General features: G+C 50.4%; 20 protein-coding genes and 1 tRNA gene. 8 read left to right on the forward strand and 13 right to left on the reverse strand.

Features of this window, described 5'->3' with window-relative positions:
• Positions 1–24: 24 nt before the first annotated feature.
• Positions 25–1,332 carry a RagB/SusD family nutrient uptake outer membrane protein gene (locus RIC19_RS06430; protein WP_350177474.1) on the forward strand — a complete coding sequence of 436 codons (1,308 nt, stop codon included), beginning with the start codon at positions 25–27 and terminating at the stop codon, positions 1,330–1,332.
• Positions 1,333–1,624: 292 nt separating this feature from the next.
• Positions 1,625–4,273, forward strand: a complete 2,649-nt coding sequence (locus RIC19_RS06435; RefSeq protein ID WP_350177475.1) for a T9SS type B sorting domain-containing protein — start codon at positions 1,625–1,627, stop codon at positions 4,271–4,273.
• Between the two features lie 91 nt (positions 4,274–4,364).
• On the opposite strand, the gene RIC19_RS06440 is transcribed toward RIC19_RS06435, so the two are convergent.
• From RIC19_RS06440 to RIC19_RS06455, 4 genes are all read right to left on the reverse strand, one after another.
• Positions 4,365–5,423 carry a sensor histidine kinase gene (locus RIC19_RS06440; protein WP_350177476.1) on the reverse strand — a complete coding sequence of 353 codons (1,059 nt, stop codon included), beginning with the start codon at positions 5,421–5,423 and terminating at the stop codon, positions 4,365–4,367.
• A 76-nt stretch (positions 5,424–5,499) separates the two neighbouring features.
• On the reverse strand, positions 5,500–6,186 hold the full coding sequence (locus RIC19_RS06445; RefSeq protein ID WP_350177477.1) for a response regulator transcription factor: 687 nt from the start codon (positions 6,184–6,186) through the stop codon (positions 5,500–5,502).
• Positions 6,187–6,311: 125 nt separating this feature from the next.
• Positions 6,312–6,662: a DUF4296 domain-containing protein gene (locus RIC19_RS06450; protein WP_350177478.1), complete on the reverse strand. Its 351-nt coding sequence runs from the start codon at positions 6,660–6,662 to the stop codon at positions 6,312–6,314.
• The gene (locus RIC19_RS06455; RefSeq protein WP_350177479.1) at positions 6,662–7,264 is read right to left on the reverse strand and encodes a SixA phosphatase family protein; all 603 of its coding nucleotides are present in this window, start codon (positions 7,262–7,264) and stop codon (positions 6,662–6,664) included. The genes RIC19_RS06450 and RIC19_RS06455 overlap by 1 nt, the downstream gene beginning before the upstream one ends.
• 193 nt (positions 7,265–7,457) lie before the next feature.
• Here RIC19_RS06455 and RIC19_RS06460 point away from each other — a divergent pair, with 193 nt between their 5' ends.
• Entirely contained in the window at positions 7,458–8,249 is a 792-nt protein-coding gene (locus tag RIC19_RS06460; protein ID WP_350177480.1) for an SDR family oxidoreductase, read from the forward strand.
• A 189-nt stretch (positions 8,250–8,438) separates the two neighbouring features.
• On the opposite strand, the gene RIC19_RS06465 is transcribed toward RIC19_RS06460, so the two are convergent.
• The 3 genes from RIC19_RS06465 to RIC19_RS06475 form a co-directional block, all read right to left on the reverse strand.
• Positions 8,439–9,887, reverse strand: coding sequence for a T9SS type A sorting domain-containing protein (locus tag RIC19_RS06465; protein WP_350177481.1), 1,449 nt, complete (start codon positions 9,885–9,887; stop codon positions 8,439–8,441).
• Positions 9,888–10,123: 236 nt separating this feature from the next.
• Positions 10,124–10,846: a DUF1853 family protein gene (locus tag RIC19_RS06470; protein ID WP_350177482.1), complete on the reverse strand. Its 723-nt coding sequence runs from the start codon at positions 10,844–10,846 to the stop codon at positions 10,124–10,126.
• Positions 10,847–11,333: 487 nt separating this feature from the next.
• A tRNA-Arg gene (locus tag RIC19_RS06475) sits at positions 11,334–11,408 on the reverse strand.
• A 145-nt stretch (positions 11,409–11,553) separates the two neighbouring features.
• Between RIC19_RS06475 and RIC19_RS06480 the strand changes: the two genes are divergently transcribed.
• On the forward strand, positions 11,554–11,922 hold the full coding sequence (locus RIC19_RS06480) for an MmcQ/YjbR family DNA-binding protein (protein WP_350177483.1): 369 nt from the start codon (positions 11,554–11,556) through the stop codon (positions 11,920–11,922).
• Here the strand turns inward: RIC19_RS06480 and RIC19_RS06485 are convergent.
• From RIC19_RS06485 to RIC19_RS06510, 6 genes are all read right to left on the reverse strand, one after another.
• The gene (locus tag RIC19_RS06485) at positions 11,897–12,673 is read right to left on the reverse strand and encodes a TraB/GumN family protein (RefSeq protein ID WP_350177484.1); all 777 of its coding nucleotides are present in this window, start codon (positions 12,671–12,673) and stop codon (positions 11,897–11,899) included. The genes RIC19_RS06480 and RIC19_RS06485 overlap by 26 nt on opposite strands.
• Before the next feature lie 242 nt (positions 12,674–12,915).
• A complete protein-coding gene (locus RIC19_RS06490; RefSeq protein WP_081968960.1) occupies positions 12,916–13,389 on the reverse strand; it encodes an Lrp/AsnC family transcriptional regulator in 474 nt (157 codons plus the stop codon).
• Between the two features lie 199 nt (positions 13,390–13,588).
• Positions 13,589–15,025, reverse strand: coding sequence for a Glu/Leu/Phe/Val family dehydrogenase (locus RIC19_RS06495; RefSeq protein WP_350177485.1), 1,437 nt, complete (start codon positions 15,023–15,025; stop codon positions 13,589–13,591).
• Positions 15,018–15,293 (reverse strand): CcmD family protein, encoded by a 276-nt coding sequence (locus RIC19_RS06500; protein WP_350177486.1) that lies wholly within the window; start codon positions 15,291–15,293, stop codon positions 15,018–15,020. The genes RIC19_RS06495 and RIC19_RS06500 overlap by 8 nt, the downstream gene beginning before the upstream one ends.
• 127 nt (positions 15,294–15,420) lie before the next feature.
• Positions 15,421–16,020 carry an inorganic diphosphatase gene (locus tag RIC19_RS06505; RefSeq protein WP_350177487.1) on the reverse strand — a complete coding sequence of 200 codons (600 nt, stop codon included), beginning with the start codon at positions 16,018–16,020 and terminating at the stop codon, positions 15,421–15,423.
• Positions 16,021–16,195: 175 nt separating this feature from the next.
• On the reverse strand, positions 16,196–17,278 hold the full coding sequence (locus RIC19_RS06510; RefSeq protein ID WP_350177488.1) for a branched-chain amino acid aminotransferase: 1,083 nt from the start codon (positions 17,276–17,278) through the stop codon (positions 16,196–16,198).
• Positions 17,279–17,394: 116 nt separating this feature from the next.
• On the opposite strand from RIC19_RS06510, the gene RIC19_RS06515 reads away from it, so the two are divergent.
• The 4 genes from RIC19_RS06515 (at position 17,395) to secG (ending at position 19,918) form a co-directional block, all read left to right on the forward strand.
• Positions 17,395–17,853: a hypothetical protein gene (locus RIC19_RS06515; protein WP_350177489.1), complete on the forward strand. Its 459-nt coding sequence runs from the start codon at positions 17,395–17,397 to the stop codon at positions 17,851–17,853.
• 18 nt (positions 17,854–17,871) lie between these two features.
• Positions 17,872–18,459 carry a non-canonical purine NTP diphosphatase gene (locus RIC19_RS06520; protein ID WP_350177522.1) on the forward strand — a complete coding sequence of 196 codons (588 nt, stop codon included), beginning with the start codon at positions 17,872–17,874 and terminating at the stop codon, positions 18,457–18,459.
• Positions 18,460–18,550: 91 nt separating this feature from the next.
• Positions 18,551–19,651, forward strand: coding sequence for a DUF8458 domain-containing protein (locus tag RIC19_RS06525; RefSeq protein ID WP_350177490.1), 1,101 nt, complete (start codon positions 18,551–18,553; stop codon positions 19,649–19,651).
• Positions 19,652–19,654: 3 nt separating this feature from the next.
• Positions 19,655–19,918 carry a preprotein translocase subunit SecG gene (secG, locus tag RIC19_RS06530; RefSeq protein ID WP_350177491.1) on the forward strand — a complete coding sequence of 88 codons (264 nt, stop codon included), beginning with the start codon at positions 19,655–19,657 and terminating at the stop codon, positions 19,916–19,918.
• Positions 19,919–19,938: the final 20 nt, after the last annotated feature.

Genomic DNA, 19,938 nt, shown 5'->3' on the forward strand with positions numbered 1-19,938 from the left:
TTAAATTTTAAAAGGAAAATTTCTATGAAAAATATAAATCTGATCATAAGCATATTATGCCTGTTGGTCCTTGGTGCCTGCACTATCGACGAGCAGTTTGATCCCAATGGTCCAGTGGTAAGTGCTATACTTACCGATGCAGAACCTAACGACTTAGATTTTATTGCATATGGTGCGGAAGCCCGGATGCGTACAGCCTGGGACACTTACATTACTTCCACCGGCACCATCGCCAGAGAGCTTTATATCTTTGATGCGGATCCTCGGAATACAGAGGATCTGCTGGGTAAGGATGGGCGTAGTCTTGATAATAATACATTCTATTTGACTGCTCCATGGGGTACCCGTTATCAGGTCATTAAGAATATGAACCTTCTACTGCAGGCACTGGAGGGAGCAATAAATGTAACTCCTGAACAAGCAGCAGGCTATCGCGGCTACGCCAAAACGGTTAAGGCACTAATGTTTTTGCAGGAATTGATGCGCCTGAACGATAACGGTATTCGTGTGGATGTAGCCGATCCTGATGACCTTGGGCCATTCGTTAGCAAGGCTGATGCCTTTAATGAAATCTTTACCCTATTGGATGAAGCATATGAAGACTTGCAGAACGGTGCATTTCACTTTCAACTCACAGACGGTTATTCCGGTGGGTTTGATACGCCGGAAGGTTATGCGACATTCAACCGGGCTATCGCAGCTCGTGCAGCAACTTACGCGGAGCAGTACGACGATGCTCTGACCTACCTGGAAGATTCCTTCCTGGACCTGGATGGTGACATCGCTGTTGGGCCAAAGATGATCTTTAGTACGGCTTCCGGTGATGTGCTGAATCCGGTATTCAAAATTCCCGGACAGAGCGGGGACCAGATTATTGTCCATGATTCTTACATTGAAGATATCAGGGAAGAAGATATGCGGATATCCAAGTTCCGTCCTCGTGTCGATGCCACTTCTCAGGATGGGCTGAACGGCACCCACGAAACGGCACTCTATGAGTCTACGCTTTCTTCCATTGATATCATCCGTAATGAGGAGCTGATCCTGATTTACGCGGAGGCCAGCATTCAGGAAGGTAGCCTGGATGACGCGGTGACGGCACTGAACGTGATCCGCAACGCACATGGCCTGGGTGATTACGAAGGGGCAATAGACCGCAATGAACTGATTGATGAGATGCTATACAACCGTCGTTATTCCTTCTGGGCAGAAGGCCACCGCATGTTCGACCTGCGCCGTTATGGCCTGTTGAATGCAGACTTCTTGTCGATTGACCGGGATGGCGATCAGGTATTCCAGCAGTTCCCTATTCCACTGAACGAGAATCAGTAATCCAAACATGCTCTTAGTTAAACGAACTTGATTTTCGCGCGCTGCGCGCGCGGTATACAACGCCCCGGAAGCAACTGATCGCTTTCGGGGCGTTTTTTATGGGCACTAGCCCCTGTGGGAATACCAATCCGGGCCCTGCCGTTCCGTAAAGCTTCCTTTCTACTTGTGGCAGATTGTTATATCTTTGCCTCTGCTACAGCAACAAATCAAATCTCCGAATTTTACCCCAGCCTTCTCAGTGGTAGGCCACAGCCTGCCTTCCTGCTTTTATTCTTCGATAAAATGCAACGCTATGAATATCCGCTTAGCAAGCTTTGGCTTCGTATTGATGCTGTTAGGAAAGATGAGTTTCGCACAAAACTGTGATGCCTTTTCGGTTGCTGTAACACAGGACACTGTTCTTTGCACCGCCGGAAGCCCGGTACTGCTTTCCGCTAGCTTTTCCAGTCCGCCCTTTGCTTTTCAATGGACTCCCGCTGCGGGCTTAGCGGACCCCTTTGCTGCCAGTACTACTGCAACGCCGGGCGCTACCCAGACCTATACGATGACGGCTCTGTCTATCGGTGAGAACCTGATCTTCAACGGTGACTTTGAGTTGGGCAATTTGGGGTTCACAACAGACTATGGCCCCGCGAGCGGTGGCCCAAACGGGCCGCTCCACAACGAAGGGGAATACCTGGTTAGTGATGACCCGAATGCAACGCACGAAGATTTCGCAGCCTGTGGCGACCAAACCACCGGCATGGGCAACATGATGGTGGTCAACAGCGCTGATCAGCAGGATGATGTCTGGTGTCAGGTGGTGAGTGTGAGCCCGGGGACGGACTATGCTTTCTCAGCCTGGGTAGCCTCTGTGACCGCGCAGAACCCTGCTATTCTTCAGTTCTCCTTTGATGGTGTACTGCTCGGCAGCACGGTAGAGGCTCCTGCAGCTACCTGCCAGTGGACGCCTTTCTATGCCACCTGGAATTCAGGCAGTTTGACAGCTGTTGAAATTTGCATCACCAACGTAAACGAGGAGTCTACCGGGAATGACTTTGCGCTGGATGACATCAGCTTTGGCCCGGTCTGCGAAGCCTCTGCTGCCGCAACCCTCACTATAGAATCGGCCCCTGATCCGGTAACCGAAGTAAACTGTAATGCCACGGTAAACAGCCTTGAGCTGTCGTGGTCGCCTGTTGCCGGAGCGGATACCTACCAAATTGATGTGCTTGATACACCCGCCGGGGCGTTCACTTCGGATACTTCCTATCTGATAACCGGGCTCATGCAGGGGCAGTCAGTCAACTATGAACTGTTCGCCGTCTCCGCTGAAGGCTGTTTGAGCCCGGCCTTCTCAGGTGGCTGTCTTACCCTCAATTGCCCGGACTATGCTCTGGAATTGGAAGGCAGTACGGAGGTTTGTGAAGGCAGCAGCCTCGACCTGCTGCTGAACATTGATACAGAGAGCGCCGGGCCGTTCACCGTAACGTATACCTACAACGGGCTCAATAATACCTTGCCCGGGCTGCAGGCAGGGATCAATGCCCTTTCCCTACCCGTGACTACACAGGGGACTTTTGCTGTTTCGTCATTCATTGACAATAGTACTCCGGCTTGCACCTACGATGGGGTGCTGCCAGAGTTGAACTTTACTGTAGTCCCGTTTCCGGCTGCCGGGGTAGGGAAGGACCTGACTTTTTGTGCGGCTTTAGACAGCCTGCTAGACCTGAATGCCATTTTGGCCGGGGCCGACCCGGGAGGTGTATGGCAGGTGCTGGAAGGGGAGGTGCCTGATAACACGCTGAACTCCGGTACGGGACTGCTCAACCTTGCAGGGCTGGAGGTGCCCGGCAACTACCAAATGGGCTACTTGCAAAATAACGGGATTTGCCAGCCTGACTCTGCCCTGTTCAACTTCGAGATTCTGCCATTACCAGAAGTGGTAACCGGCGGGCCGCTGAGCTTAGACTGTGAAACGGAAGAAGTGGTACTGGGCGGCCCCGCCATGCCCGGGCTTTCTTACTCCTGGTCAGCCCTGGACGGTGGTGTTTTATCTGATCCCGATCGCTCCAACCCGGCTACAGCCGTGGGCGGGAATTATGCGTTGGAGGTAACCGATAACAATACAGGATGTACAAATTCTGCCACGGTTGAAGTGACGGATAACCGTGTGGATCTTGTATTGGTACTGAGTGCAACGGCCCCGGGCTGTCTTGCCGATGGTAAGGGAGAAATCCGGGTCGATAGTGTCACCGGCGGACAGGCACCCTATCTGTTTAGCGTGAACAGCGGGCCTTTTCAGCAATTCCCGGCCTTTGAAGGGCTGGATGTTGGCAGCTATCTGGTACGCGCGCAGGACGGAGGAGGGTGCGAAGGAGTGGCAGCGCTCGAACTGGAAGAGAGCGCTCCCGCTGCTATTCAGCTGGTTTCCTCCATGCAGGGGCTGCAACCGGTTGTTGCGCTGGGCGACTCGGTGAACCTGATTGTCCAAACTGCCGATGGAGACCCGGAGCTGCCCGACAGCTTGGTCTGGGAGCCAGCAGTTTGTGAAGGGTGCGCCAACGTGAGAGTTAGCCCGGACCGGACCACCACCTATACCGTTACGGGCATTACCGCAGATGGCTGCGTAGTTACGGCCAGGATTGTGGTGGAGGTGAATGCGGTGCAGCGTATTTATGTTCCCAGTGCTTTTTCTCCCAATGATGATGGCATCAACGATTCTTTGTTGCCTTATGCCGGGCCGGAATTTATCCGGGGGGTCAGCTTCCGCATCTTTAACCGTTGGGGAGGGCTGGTTTTTGAACAATCAGACTTCCCACTTACCCCGGGGCAAACGGGTTGGGATGGGCAATACAGAGGAGAGGCCGCACCGGGTGGCGTTTATGCTTACCAATTGGTGCTGGAACGCAGCAACGGCACGGTGGTGGAGCAGACCGGTGAGGTCAATCTGATCCGTTAGAAGCCGTAATACCGGGTGTGCTGGCATCACTTTGGCTCCTAATGGTTATCGGGGTTCCGGAAAGGTAGAACGGCTGGGTCAGAAGTAAGGTTTAAGCTCCCTTTCTCAGGGTGAAACCGAAGGTAGAGCCCAGTCCGGGCGTACTCCGCACGTTGATGGTCTGTTTATGCGCTTCAATAATATGCTTGACGATAGACAGCCCCAGTCCGGAGCCCCCACGTTCGCGGGATCGGCTCTTGTCCACCCGGTAAAAGCGGTCAAAAACATGGTTGAGGTGTTTCTTTGGAATGCCGAGCCCGTTGTCTGCCACTTCGATCAGTATGTTACCGTCCATGTCGTAAAAGCCAATTCGCGTCCGCCCATTTTCTTCTCCATACTTGATGGAATTGCTCACTAGATTGGTGAGGACCTGACGGATGCTATCCCGGTCGGCCTGAACCTTAAAACTTTGAGAGGCTCCGTCCTTGAACTCAAGGGTGATGTTGCGTTGCTTGGCCTTGAATTCCATATCTTCAAAGACCTCTGCCGCCAGATCGCGGATGTCAAAGCTTTGGATTTCGAGCATGAGCTCACCGGACTCGAGTCGGGAGATGGCCTCCAGGTCTTCTACAATAATGTGCAGCCGCTCCAGGTTTTTGGCTGCTTTTTTCAGGAAAGAAGTATTGACAGTAGGGTCTTTTAGCGCACCGTCGAGTAAGGTGTGTAAATACCCCTGTATATTAAAGATTGGCGTTTTAAGCTCGTGGGAAATATCCCCCACGAAGTTGCGGCGGTACTCAGCCCAGGCTTTGTACTTGTCGAGCTCTTCCTGCTGCTGTTCGGCCCATTCTGTAACCTGTTTTTCCACCTCATCAATGATGTTGGCCCGGACGTCAATATGTTTGTTCTTTTCCTGTGGCGAAACCTTATGCTCGTGGATGGTCTTGTAGATAAGCTTGATCTTGCGGTAGATGTACTTACGCAGGTAAAAGATGGTAATGAGGTAAGCTGAAGTGAACAAGGCAGCCCCCAGCAGCGCGAGGGTAAACAAATAAGTTAATGAGAAATAAGCCCGTACAAACTCCAGCAGTCCCCAAACGATCAGGGAAGAGGCTGTGATGTAAAGAGCAACGATTTGTGCAATCTGCTGCGGAGTAGGATTTTTTAGCATCAGTTTATGATCTGTTCTTATCAGGGCCAGGAAAGGCTAATGGGATTATGGAAGCAGTCTCAGGTGGCAGCACCATTCAAAATTCGAACTTATAACCAATCCCTTTAATGGTTTTGATATAGTGATCCCCGATTTTTTCGCGCAGCTTCCGGATATGAACGTCGATGGTCCGGTTGCCAACGATCACATCCGTACCCCAAACTTTATTGAAGATTTCTTCTCTGGAAAAGACTTTTCCGGGCTTGGAGACCAGCAGGAACAGCAATTCAAACTCTTTTTTGGCCAATTCAATAACCTCCTCTCCCTTGCTTACCGTTACGCGGTCCCGGTCGATAATAAGGTCGCCAATACTCAGGGTGTTAGGCGCTTCCTGCTCTTCTTCCCGGCGTTCAGAGCGGCGCAGTAAGGCTTTGATGCGGCTCAGGAATACGCGGGGGCGGATGGGCTTCGTGATGTAGTCATCCCCGCCGACATCAAGGGCTGCGATCTGGGAGTAATCCTCTTCCCGGGCTGTGAGGAACGTAATGATGGTATGCTCAAACGCTGGCTTGCTCCTCAACTGACGGCAAACTTCCACGCCATCCATTTTGGGCATCATGATATCCAGAATGATCAATCGGGGCTTGATCTGCTCAGCCGTCTTGATGCCGTCTTCTCCATTAGATGCGGTAAAGACCTCGAATCCTTCCTTGACCAGGTTATACTTGATGAAGTCTAGTATATCTGGTTCGTCATCTACAATGAGAATTTTGACAGGGTCCATCTATGTAGTGAATTGGTTGAAAAAGCAGGCTAATGACATAGCCCAAGTCGCATGCCGTCAAAGTTAAAGGCTTAGGAGGCCGGATTAAGCTAAAGGGGCATTAAGTATATGTTAAGAAATAGCGATCAATCCTGGGGCTTAGCATCTTTAGTCTTTACATTGAGCTTTTCGACCCTTTCCATCACTTGGTCGTAAAGGTCTTTCATACCCTCTGGCTGTTCCCGCATTTCCTGTAGAGCGGCCTGCACGGTTGCGGAATCAACCTGGTGAATGGCATAAATTTGGTGATAATACAATTGGGATACGCTGTCTTTGGTTGTTCCCCTGAGGGCCTGAAGCGCAGCTTCTGCCAGGTGAATGTCTGCCAGTATGCTGACGAGCTGCGCTTCCGGTATCTTGGGTTTGCTTTTTGGGCTTTCACAATTAGACAGTAGTAAGGCCAGAGAGCAGGAGATCAACAATAAATAGGATTTCATCAGGAAAAATACTGTTTAGGGTAATGAAATTCGCTCAACCTGCCGGTTTGAGCCGTGAATGCGGCCCAGTCGTCGACCTCCGCATCTACCCTAAACGTGCCACAAGTAGGAATATTGGCAATAAAGGCTTCAGAAAAGGAGTTGGCCAGGGTTGTCCAGGTAGGGTTGTGCCCAAAGAGGTAGACTACATTCCAGCTGGCATCAAACCGCTGGATAAGCCGGGAAATGTCATCGGGGAAAGCTTCATAGATTACGGGCTCTTCCTGTACGTCACCTTTGGGGTAGTCCATCGCATTGGCGTAGTAATGAGCGGTCGCTCTGGCGCGAACAGCAGGGCTGGTGATGATGCGGTCGGGGTGCAAGCCTTTGGCGTGTAGCAGTTTGCCCATGAATGGCGCATCCCGGAGCCCCCGGTCGTTGAGTGGCCTTTGAAAATCTCTTAAGCCAGTATTCTCCCAGCTTGATTTAGCGTGTCTGACAAAGTAGATGGTCTTCATATTAATGATGCAGGTGGAATTAAAGGTTAGCCCGGTCGCATCCGGATTTTGGGCATAGCGTATGTTTTCTGTAAACCGAATGACATCGTTTCTGATCCACTTCAACCTTGTAAATCGCTTCCAGCCTTACGCTTAGGCCCCATACTGATTTTGTAAAAGGTAATATAGAGCTTTTTGGATTAGTGTAGTCTGTTTACAGTCGCAATGTCTTTTTGGCGGAGGCTATCGCCGTTAGTATTTCAGCGGCTATAACCTGAGGATTTCACTTTTTTCGGTTAATTTGCGCAAAAATGTAAGCATGCACTTCAAGGACAAAGTAATTTGGATCACCGGCGCTTCATCTGGAATAGGAGAACATTTGGCATACGCTTTTGCTGAGAAAGGAGCAGACCTGATCTTATCAGCGCGCAATGAGCAGGAGCTGCAGCGGGTTCAGCAAAATTGCCCGCGCAACAGCCGTGTCCTGCTTTTGTCAATGGATGTGACTGCCTATGATAAAATCTCGGGCATTACCGCTCGTGCCATCAACCACTACGGCAAAATTGATATCCTGATCAATAACGCCGGCATTTCACAGCGGTCGTTGGTTGCGGATACTGCGCTTTCCGTAGATCAGAAAATCATGGATGTCAACTTCATAGGAGCTGTAGCGGTCACCAAGGCGGTACTGCCTTACATGCGGCAGCGCAAGACCGGGCATATTGTTGCCATCAGTAGCGTGATGGGCAAAATCGGTACGCCACGCCGGTCGGCCTATGCGGCGTCCAAGCACGCTTTGCACGGTTTTTTCGATTGCCTGCGCGCTGAAGTCTACAGTAAGAATATCAGTGTGACTTTGATTTGCCCGGGTTATGTGCATACCAATGTTAGTATCAACGCGCTAACCGGAGATGGCTCTCCCAACAATAAAATGGCAGAAACCACAAAAGGCGGGCTGTCACCTGAAGCTTTTGCTCAGAAAGCCCTGCGTGCGATTTACAAAAAAAAGGAAGAGGCCTATATCGGGGGCAGGGAAATCATGGGCATCTACCTGAAGCGCTTTTTGCCTGGCGTGCTTTCGCGTTTCGTCAGAGGCATGGATGTCAAGTAATTTAAAACTTGTTGGGGTTTTACACTGCGGGCTATGTTCGCTCCAACCCCAAAACCCCAATAAGCGCTAAATAACAAAAAGCCCCGGCAGAAATTTTTCGCCGGGGCTTCTCTATGACTGGGCAGACGATAGGTAGCAGGATCGTGAGATTGAAAACAGCTCATTTTTACCACTACCCGCATATGAAGTTTATTGCTTAATGATACTCTTCGAAGCCGAACCCTGAGGCGTGGTGATCTGAACCTGATACCATCCACCCGGCAACCCTTTCAGGTTGAATTCAGTTTGATGGGTTCCAGTGGGTACTGCCGTAAATTGCTGTGTACGCAATACCCTGCCGGCAGCATCGAGGCAGGAAAGTTGGATGTCTCCGCCTTCCTCCAGCGTATACGCTACCTGAACCAGATCCTGAACCGGATTTGGGAAAATGGTCCAATCTTTCACAGCATGTACAGATGATGTGTTGCTGATATTCACGAGTGCCAGGAACTTCCGGGATACTTCCGTCTGCTGAAAGTTGCTGAGGTCCGCAATAGGGGTGCCGAACTCATCCAGCATCAAAATAAAGCCGCCTTCGTTGATCCCGTCTCCTTCCTCATCGTACACGTGTATTTCGTAGCAGCCCTCTACTTCGAGCGACAGGCTGCGCTCTTCGTAAGTGCTGTTGGCCAGTGCGCCTTCAGCAACGATATTGCCGTTTTCATCTACAATTTCCCAGCGTGTGTTGTGGTCTTCCGAATCGCTATCCGACTGAATGTAGAGGTCCAGGTTTACAGAGACTTCGGGGGCTTTGAGAAAAGGAATGGCTACTTCATTATTGGAGGGGTCGTCGTCAGCATCAGCCAGCGCTATTGAGAAGGCATTGAGGCCAGGCTGCAGGTCGACCTCTTCAAACAAGATGGGCGTTTCGGCCCCGGTGGGCAGGGATCCGGTCCACTCGTAGGTGTCGAGTACTTCCCCGTCGCGCCGCAGTTCCAGGGTGGCGGAGGTCAGTGGGGTGCTACCGGTATTGTAAAGGTTGGCCGCAACGGTTCCATCGTAGCAGGAGCTATTGCCAATATCATAGGTGTGAATAGCGGCATCTTGTTCAAGGAGCGATTCCGACTCACAAGAGAAGGCCTGGTTGACTACATAATTTACAGTCCAGTTACCCAGGCCTGACCACATCTGTGGAATCTTGACCTGCATGTCCGGGCAGATCATTACGACCGTTGGAAAAGCCTGCAGTCCGTAGGCTGCCGGCAGTTGGAAGGTTTCTACATCAATCATGGGGTAAACGGTACCATTGACCCAATTGCCTTGGGAAGGGCCCTCTTGTCCGGTCAGCTGTTCGTAAGAAGTGCCGGGGTCACCTTCTATAAAGATGACCATGATTTCGTCACTGCCTTCCGGGCCATAGGTGTTATAGACTTCCTCCAGGACACCACTTGTGTGCAAAGACCAGCAAGGCGCGCACCAGGCAGCCGAGATCACCATGACCACAGGCTTGCCTTCACTGAGGTAGTCATAAAGCCGATGTTCATTGCCGTTGATGTCGGTGAGAGTGAAAGGCGTAGCCCAGGCACCGGGCTGTAGTTGGGCCTGTGCGGCAAAGGTTGTAAAAATAGAGAGTAAGAGAATGAGGTAAGTGTTTTTCATCTGTATGCAGGTGATTTACTTGTTAATAATTTACTCACCTAATTTACCGAAATTATCATCATCAGGCAACTGGATTTGACAAATGCATCGGTTTGACCGATGAAGGAAGCAGGATGGGCTAAGAAAATCAGCCTGTCCCATATTCTTTTCCTTGTGCACCTGCCTGTCAACCGAAGGCTATGCGCTGTAGGAAAGGGAAATTGTCGTCTGGCCAAAAGCAGGCAGGCTGAATAGCTTCACCAGAATACAACAAAGCACTTGAGGATTGCTCCGTCATCTTGCTTTATCCAAACCAAAGGCGACCTTTTCTTCTCGATTGCTGCTTTTATGACCTTCCGTGCGTCAGCGTAGTTGATCCAGCCGATATCGTGGTGGGGTGCGATGAGCCAGTCCTGCTTTTGTGGTATAAAGAAGGCACAAGTTCGAAAGGGCTGCATCTCAGAAAAGGTAAGATAAACCCCGGCGATGCAATCCCTGTTCAGTGGTGAAATGTCAAGCTCCTGGTTTTGAAAGGGCAAAAAGAGCTGTGCTTTAAAGCACAACATTTGTTGCATGGATTCGGAAGTCAAGCCATATCGTTCCAGGTACTGCCCGGCTAATTCGCTGTGAAGGAGCGGGAATTGTTTGTGGTGAAGCTTATCCAGTTTTTGTGCTAAGCGGTCTTTACGGTTGGGGCCAATCCATTGTGCCAGGGGCTCCCGGTATGTTTCCCGAGTGTCGTACAGGTAAAACTTATAGGCTATCTCCAAATGTACGGGGCGGCTTTCATAATAGAATAAAGCATCAAATTCACCAACCGTTCGTTGGTTCTGCTGAATTTGGAGGTTGTCGCAAATCCAGGAAACCGAAGGGGTCTTTTTTAACGCGTAAAAAATGAATTCCTCAACAAGTTTTCCAAGACGGTATTGCCTGAAGGTTACGGCGTCATCCAACGGCTCAGGGAGAAGCGAGAACTCCATTTGTTGAAAGGGAGATACCCCCGTGCCCTTCCAAAGCAGCGGTGTGGTGAGACAACCTTGATATCGTTGTTGAGTGCGGGCATCCATTGAATCGTCGAAAGTACGAACAAATCTACAGATCTAGAAGGCAACTGTCTGGAATGCGGGGCTACAAGATTGCGCTGCTCCCTGTTGATCAGTTGCTTTGTTAGTGCTTTGTAAAGCATCAAATGATGAGTATCGTACAGGCAGTACACACTGCAAGACTTCGGAGAAGTCGCATGGCTAGACCGGGACAGGCTTCTCGTCCTGTCATGGCCTGGTGGCCCCGCCAGGACTTCCCGGTAAAGCTACGTGACGGCCTTGTGGGCCTACTTCGCTAGACCGGGACAGGCTTCTCGCCCTGTCATGGCCTGGTGGCCCCGACAGGACTTCCCGGTAAAGCTACGTGACGGCCTTGTGGGCCTACTTCGCTAGACCGGGACAGGCTTCTCGCCCTGTCATGGCCTGGTGGCCCCGCCAGGACTCGAACCTGGATCAAGTGTTTAGGAAACACCTATTCTATCCCTTGAACTACGGGGCCGGAACTGGAACCATAAAGAGGGGCTTCGGGCTATCTGCTGCCCCTGCTTTGATAACGCCCCAAATATAAAAAAAATCCCTTGCCGGAAAACAGGCATTGCCATTTATGCCCTAAAAGGCCTACCTTGAATCCTAAAATACCCTGTATGAATATCGAAGCCTTCCGAATCTACTGCCTCAATAAGCCTGGTGTGGAAGAAACACTCCCTTTTGGGCCCGATACCCTGGTATTTAAAGTGAAGGGGAAAATGTTCGCTGCCACTGGGCTGTCCGAACCAAGCTTCCGGGTGAACCTCAAATGTGAGCCGGAGCGTGCGCAGGAACTTAGAGAGGCTCACCCTCAGATCATCCCCGGGTGGCATATGAATAAAAAGCACTGGAACACTGTTTTCTTTGAGGATGGGCTGCATGAGGATTTACTGTTGGAGCTCATCGATCATTCCTATCATCTTGTGGTGGCCAAGTTGCCGAAAAAGGACCGGGATGTTATCACGAGAGAACTGGAGCAACGGTAAACCCCTGCTGTTTCAAGAGGCGGAGCACCCCTTTCCCACCGTAAAGGTGCCCGGCGCCGATTGCGCAAAAAACGGATTGCCCGTTTATCATTTCACCAATCCGCTCCGCCATAAGCTCATTTCTACGGTACAGCATCTGATAGCGCATACCGGAAAGGCTGCGCTTTGACGCTTTATGCAATTGGGGGAGGTTGCCCCCGGCGTAGAGGGCGGTAAGGCGGAGCAGGTGGCGGCGGTGCTGCCTGAATTGTTGCGCCATGGCAACAATAGACTGAGCCTGCACCTCTGGCGAAATCTGCTGCAGCACCTGCAACTGCTCCTCGTAGGTTTCAATGCCCAGAATGCGCTTCTCCTGTTGCTTGGCGTACCGCCAGAGCATTTCGTCCAGCGCAATGGGGTGGTCTTCCTGCAAAAGGCGCTCGTTAATAAGGTTGCTGATCAGCAAAGGCGAAAGCTGCCTTAGGGGATAAATATCTACCTCCAGTACCCGCAGGAAAAACCGGCGGACCTTTTCCAGTTTCCGGGCTGTCAGCAAGGTTTCGAGAGACTGTGCCGGCGATTGCTGCATCAGCCGGGCCTGTGCTTCCTGATCAATACGGCCAAGGTCAAGTTCCAGAGCGAGGGCTTCGCACTCATTGATACGTGTACAAGCAGAGTCATAAAAGGTGTACGCCTGATGATCTTTGACATGCATCGTCCCAAAAACATAGGACGCAGCGGCCGGCCCAGCCTGCCGGACTGACCAGAGCATTGTATGGTTATTTTGCTGTGCCATAGGGTCGGTGCTTGTTGGAGCCTTTCGGGTTGATCAAAGTGGAGTATTGTGATTTCTGATGAGGTGAAGTTGAAGTGGGGAGCGGAGAAAGCACAAAAGTGAACCCGAAGACGGGTGATGGTATCCCCAAAAATCTGGTAACCCCAAAACGCGAAGCCGTTGCTGTAGTTAATTCAGCAACGGCTATCATCTCCGTTATCTCAGGCGGAACGAAGTGCTTATTCGTAACGGTAAGGCAGTACCTTGGCGTCCTTCACGGTAGAAAGGGTCATCAGCGTTTTCAGCCGCTCAATTTCGTCAATTTGAGAAAGGGTCTTAAACAAGAGTTTCTCGTAGGTTGGAATATCCTTACAGACGATCTTGATGAGGAAGTCCGCTTCACCAGTGATGATATAGCATTCTGTGATTTCCTCAATTTCCTTGATCTTTTCGAGGAAGTGGTTGAGGGCATTTTCTTTTTGCCAGGCCAGAGAGACCAATACAAAGGTCTTTACATTCAACCCAATGGATTGTGGGTTTACCTTGGCATGGTAGCTTTCGATGACCGTAGAGTTTTCCAGCTTTTTCACCCGCTCCAGGGTTGGGGCAGGGGAAAGTCCAATTCGCTTAGAAAGCTCCAGGTTGGTAATCTTGCTGCTTTCCTGAAGGATTTTCAGAATTTTGAGGTCAATTTTGTCCAGTTTGTCCGACATTTTCCTGTTTATTATTCAGATTTTCAAAACCGCTCCAATATATTGACAAAAACAGCTATTTGCAAAACCAAAAGGCGGAATTGCTAATAAAATATTTCGTAAACCGCTGTTTTGCCAAATATTCGAGTGGTGTATTGATAAACAGCGAGCACCGGATAAGTGCTCGCTGAATGCTACGTGTTCGGTCTAATCTCCTGATTTAAGGGAAGATACCAAGCGACAAATAGTCGCTGCTGATTTTATTGATGGCGCTAACGAAGGCTGCCGTACGCAGGTCTTCCACTTTGCGTTTGCGCAGCATGATTTCGCGGATCTGCTGGTAAGCCGTTATCATCGTCTCTTCCAGGCCCGAGCGCACCAGGTCAATTTCCTCTGCACCTCTTGCCACCATCATGCGCTCCCGGTCCGTAACGCTTTTGCCTGTGGTGCGTTCCAACAGGTCGACCAGGTTTTGGTTGATCTGCTGATTGAAACGCTTTTCCATTCGGCCAAACCGCATATGGGACAGGTTCTTCAGCCATTCAAAGTAGGAGACCGTTACACCACCGGCGTTGAGGTAAACATCAGGAATGATCAGCTTGCCATTCTTTAGGAGTACCTCTTCTGCCATAGATGTAATCGGGCCGTTTGCGGCTTCTGCGATGATTTTGGCCTGAATGCGGTGGGCATTCTCCGTAGTAATCTGATTTTCCAGCGCAGCCGGCACCAAAATATCGCATTCGAGCTCCAGTACGCGGGTCCGGTCTTTCTTGTCCAGGTTTTGTGCGCCCGGGAAGCCTAAGATAGAGCCGGTTTCTTTCCGGAACTTGAGCAGCTCGTGAATGTCGATGCCATTGATGTTGTAGATCGCACCTTCCACTTCACCAACGCCCACAATGACGGCATCGCCTTCATCCTGAGCAATGGTCGCGGTGTAAGAACCCACATTGCCCAAGCCCTGCAAAACAATTTTCTTGCCGGCAATGCCAGGATCCAGTCCGAGTTTCTTCATGTCTCCGGCCTGGTCACAAGCTTCACGGATACCGTAAAATACCCCACGGCCAGTTGCTTCTGTACGGCCACGGATACCGTTTTGGTTGACCGGCTTACCGGTAACGCAACCCGCTGCATCAATGTCGCCGCCTTTGAAAGCCCGGTACGTGTCAAAAATCCAGGCCATCTCACGGGAGCCGGTCCCGTAATCCGGTGCAGGCACATCAACAGAAGGGCCAATCATGTTGCGGCCAATGAGTTCAGTGGTGTACCGGCGGGTGATTTTTTCCAGCTGAGAAGGGGTGTACTCCCAGGGGTTGATTTTTACCCCTCCCTTGGCACCGCCAAAGGGTACGTCAACGATTGCGCACTTGTAGGTCATCAGAGTGGCCAGTGCCATGACTTCTTCCTGGTTCACGTGGTTGCTGTAGCGTATACCGCCCTTGGTTGGCGTGCGGTGGTGGCTGTGCTGAACGCGATAGGCTTCGATAACCTTGTACTCATTCCCCACCTTAACGGGGAAACGGATCTGGTATACGGCATTGCATTCCCGGATTTGGTCCAGCAATCCACGGTGAAGACCGGTGTGCTGTGCTGCTTTTTCAAAGTAGTTTTGAACACTCTGATAGAAGCTCGTTTGTGATTTCGGTTCGAGATCAATCATTGTCCTTAATTTGGTTTTCTAATTTGGTTAGCTTTCTGTCGAGATAAATGAGGAATATGACAATACCGGCAAATATGGCTAGGATGACAGCAACAACGACGTAAATCTTTCCGGTGCTACGCATGAAGTCTGTGTCCCCGGATTGAGCCTGGAGCGCAGAAAAAACGGTGAGCAAAATCAGGATTGAAAACAGGCGTCTTTTTATCATGTCTTGTCTTATTCGTGTTGGTTTGGTTAGGGATCCCCCATCGGCTACCGACAATAACATTTCGGGGGCTAAAGTCGTTTTAATTTTCCACTTCGCAAAATAAAATTTGGTATTTCGGTGCCCAAATTTGGGGTTTGGCCGAAAACATCTGCCAACCGGCTTCTCCCGGATTAAAACCAACGGTGAATTACTCTTCGTAGTGTGCGATGAGGGCTAGTGTTTTGGATTCGTCCAGCCAGCCTTCAAAGGTGTTGGTGCCCAGCCCGTCGTAATACAGGAACCAGGTCTCAATGATGTGGCGTGCACCATCATAGTGGATACTGAAGTCTGTGAAGTCTTGCGGTGCCAGGGTTTGCAGATTGGTATCTATGGGTATGGCGATTACCTTGGTGTCCAGTTCGCCTTCGTCCAGGAGCTGCAATGCCCCGATTGGTCGGGCTTCGATGACGCTGCCGGTGGGCAGGGCTTCGCACAACAGGAGTACATCAATGGCGTCTCCATCTCCACCCTCGCTCTTGCTCATGCGGGTGGAAGGGATAAAACCATAGTTGCCCGGGTAGGGGAGGAAGTCGATTTGCCGGGGTTTCCCTTCTCGTTTGTCTACTTCAAAACTCCCGCTTGAGGGCTGGTACTCTATCTTCTTATTGGTGCCGGCCGGGATTTCTACTACTACATTAATACCGGCCGGGGTGCGGGCAGGGTAGGATTTGGGGTCGGCAGGAGTCTCTGTCGTCTGGCAGCTGAATAAACAAGCGCTGAGTAACAGCAGGAGGATGGTGTTTTTCATAAGGCGGGTATGTTAGAGCTTAGGAATAGCAATTTCGCACAGGGCAGCGCAAGTAACGCTTGTTCATAAACTCTGTTAGATAAAAGAAAAACAGGGGCGCTGTAAAACAGTAACCCCTGTTGATATTCAGATGAAGGTAAGATTTGGGCTGAAGGGAGCCTCAACGCCTTTGTATCTATGCGTTTACAGCTTGCCCCTGTACAGGGACGATCCAGCCATGTGTGTCTTCAATTTTCCCGGAGCGCATGCCGTCAATTTGAGCCTTGATGAAGGGGCCGATTTTACGCTCTTCCACCGGCGGCAGTTCCATTTCAAAGCCATTGTAGGCGATCTTGGATACATGAGCCACAACCGCAGCTGTTCCGGAGCCAAAGACTTCCTGCAGTTGGCCCGCTTTGTAAACTTCGACAAGTTCGTCGATGGTTATTTTGCGCTCTTCTACCTGATAGCCATGATCGGGCAGCAGTTTCAGGATGGTGTCCCGTGTGATGCCGGGAAGAATACCACCGTCCAGGGCAGGAGTAACGACTTTGCCGTCAATCACGAAGAAAATGTTCATCGTGCCTACTTCCTGAATATATTTGAATTCGCGGCTGTCCAGCCACATCACCTGATCGTAGCCTTTTTCGTTGGCCAGTTTGGCAGGCAGCAGAGACGCGGCGTAATTGCCCGCAACTTTCGCTTCACCGGTACCACCATTTACTGCTGCGCGTGCAAATTTGGTATCCGCGATCAGGCTGACAGGCTTGGGGTAATAAGGGCCAACCGGGCCGGTAAAGATGATGAAACGGTAAGTGGCTGAAGGCTTCACCCCGATGAATTCATCCATAGAGAACATATACGGGCGGATGTACAACGCACTGCCTTCCTGAGGAGGGATCCAGTCACTGTCCAGGTCGATCAGGGTATGCAGAGCTTCCAGGAAAAGGCTTTCCGGGACTTCCGGCATGCAAATGCGACGGGCGGAGTTGTTGAGGCGTTTGGAATGCATTTCAGGACGGAGTAAAAACGGCTTTCCGTCGAAGGACTTAGAGGCTTTCATGCCTTCAAAAATCGCCTGCCCGTAGTGGAGTACCATGGCGGCAGGGTGCATGTCAAATCGGCCGAAGGGTACGATGCGGGCATCTTGCCATTCTCCGTCTTTGTAGTCTGCAACAAACATGTGGTCTGAGAATACCCGCCCAAACGGGATATTGTCAAAATCCACCTGGGAGAGTCGTGAATTTTGAGCTTTCGTAATTTTTATAGTATTTTTCATCTGCAATATTTTTTATGCGAAAGTAAGAAAAAAATACAAATATTCTTTATTTAGCAATAAAATACACTTAAGCTTGTTTTTTATTTGGAATTTAACCTGTATTTAAACTAAAAATTTTGAAACCAACCTTTTTTGATTTTCATCTATTTCCCGTTCCGGAAGGTGCTCAGCCCCGGAATGCGATCAAAGGTGCAGGCGGCAAGGATGTTTGGATATGGTATCAAGCCGAAACTGCACAGCAAGCGGAAATGGAAGACTTTTTGATCAAAGTATTCGGGGCTGCTAAGATCGACCTCGCACAACATACTCGATATATTTGTTTAACAAAGCAGGAATCCATTAGTTCCAGCCAGCTTGAGGGGAGCAGTACGGCTAAATTTGTCTTTCTGTTTGGTATTGATGGAAAACGGCTGGGCCTTCATTTTCAACTCCCTCTTTACCGGCCGGTAGTGATGGGAGAGACCGCTTTCATTCAGGTAGATGATATCGCTGAGATTTTTGAAGAGCGAAAAGCCGGGAAAAAGGAAAAATCAGGCCACCTCTGGCGCACCCTTAAGGCTTGCTTCAACGTTTAACCAATCGAAAACCTAATTATACTTATGCATTCTATTGTATTCGCAACAGGCAATTCAAACAAAATCGCCGAAGTCAGCCAACTGCTGGATGGTAAAATCGACATTCAGAGTTTAGGGGATATCGGCTGTGAGGAAACACTGCCGGAAACCAGCGCAACCATTGCGGGCAATGCCTCTGAAAAAGCCTGGTACGTGCACAAAAATTATAAGGTGAATTGCTTCTCAGAGGACACCGGTTTGGAGGTGGAAGCCCTGAATGGCGAACCGGGTGTCTATTCTGCCCGCTATGCGGGCCCTGCCCACGACGATGAGGCCAATATGAGCCTGCTCCTTGCTAATATGAAAGGTGAGGAAGACCGCAGGGCGCGTTTCCATACCGTAATTGCTTTAATCATTGATGGCAAAGAACATCAGTTTGAAGGGGTCGTCGAGGGGCAGATTATACACCATAAAAAAGGCAATCAGGGCTTTGGTTATGACCCTATATTTATGCCCGATGGCTACAACCGGACCTTTGCCCAAATGTCCTCGGAAGAGAAAAGCAGCATCAGCCACCGGGGGCAGGCCGTCCAAAAGCTGGTGGCCTTCCTGAAAGGGAAAGTTTGATATCAAACAAGTTTTTCTTATTTTGAGGGTTTCGGGCAGTGATTTTTTGTCATCGGAGTGTGACTCCTGATTCTTTAACAGACTTCAAACCATGAATGCCGAAAACTTTAGCCGATACCTGCAAGACCGCTCATTACTGCATCAATTACCTTTTGAGGAGTTGAAAACGCTGGCCATGCAATATCCTTATTGTCAGCCTTTACAATTGTTATTGCTGCGCAAAAGCCTGCAGGACAATCGCGAAGACTGGGCTTCCGCACTGGCTAAAGTGGCCGCCACCACCAGCGACCGGGGTTTGCTCTATGCAGAAGTGGCTGAAAACTTCCAACCCGTTGAGGAGGAGTCGCTTTTCCACCTTAATGAAGACTACCTGGAACTGCATAGTCTTGAAAAAGATGAAGAAGCCCTGGAACTGGCTAACCTGGATACAGAAGCCAATACTTCAGAACTCCCCCTGGAAATAGACTTTTCTCCGGGTGCGCCTGAGACAACCGGCGAGGCAGACTACAGCCCCGAGAGCGATACGCCAACCGCTGGGGCAGGGGAGGGGCTCGACCTGTCTTTCGCAGAAGAAGGGGAGCTACCGGAAGACCCCGTCGAGGCTTGGAAAAAACAGGAGCTGGAAGAGCTGGAGTCTGCTCTGAACAAGGCCACAGCTGACACCGTAGCACTTTCGGGTAGAGAAAAGGGCAAGGTGCACCTTAATTATATGGCTTTAGCCAATCCTCTCGATCATGCCATAGCCATTGCAACTACAGTCGCAGAGCTCACCGCACCATCCGTCCGGTACACAACGGCAGGAACCGGGGGCGCTGATCGTATGGCACCCCATGAGCCTTTGCACAACCCGGCACCTTCCCCCCGGCCCAAGAGTTCTTTCACCAGCTGGGTAGCGCAGTTTCAGCCACCAGATATACAGACCCAGCTGAGCGATATCATGGAATCCCAAAAGATGGAAGACAAGCGGCAATACCGAAAAAAGAAAAACCGGCAGATTGCCAGTAGTGTAGATAAAATTGTATCCCAAAGCATCACGGAAAATGGCGACCTGGTCTCAGAAACCCTGGCGAGAGTGTTGGCCAGGCAGGGGCAGTACGATAAAGCCGAAGAAATGTATCGCCGGTTGATGTTGGTTTTTCCAGAAAAAAGTGATTACTTTGCGCAGCAAATTTTGAATATAAAAAGCGATTAAGATATGCTGATTACCATGACTGTAGTGACTGCCCTTGTCTGTGTATTGCTGATGGGTGCGGTTTTGATCCAAAACCCTAAGGGTGGTGGCGTAGACTCTACTTTTGGTGGAGCTCAGGCCAATCAGATGTTTGGCGCAGCCAAGTCTAACGATTTTATTGAGAAAGCGACTTGGTACCTCGCTATTGCATTGTTTGTACTCTGCATCATCACCAGTATGATGGTAGGCGGTACAGAGGGTGCGATCGAGCAATTGCAGTCTCAGTAATACCAGCCGGTTTTGCCGTA

Source organism: Phaeodactylibacter sp., assembly GCF_040219495.1.
Lineage (GTDB): Bacteria > Bacteroidota > Bacteroidia > Chitinophagales > Saprospiraceae > Phaeodactylibacter.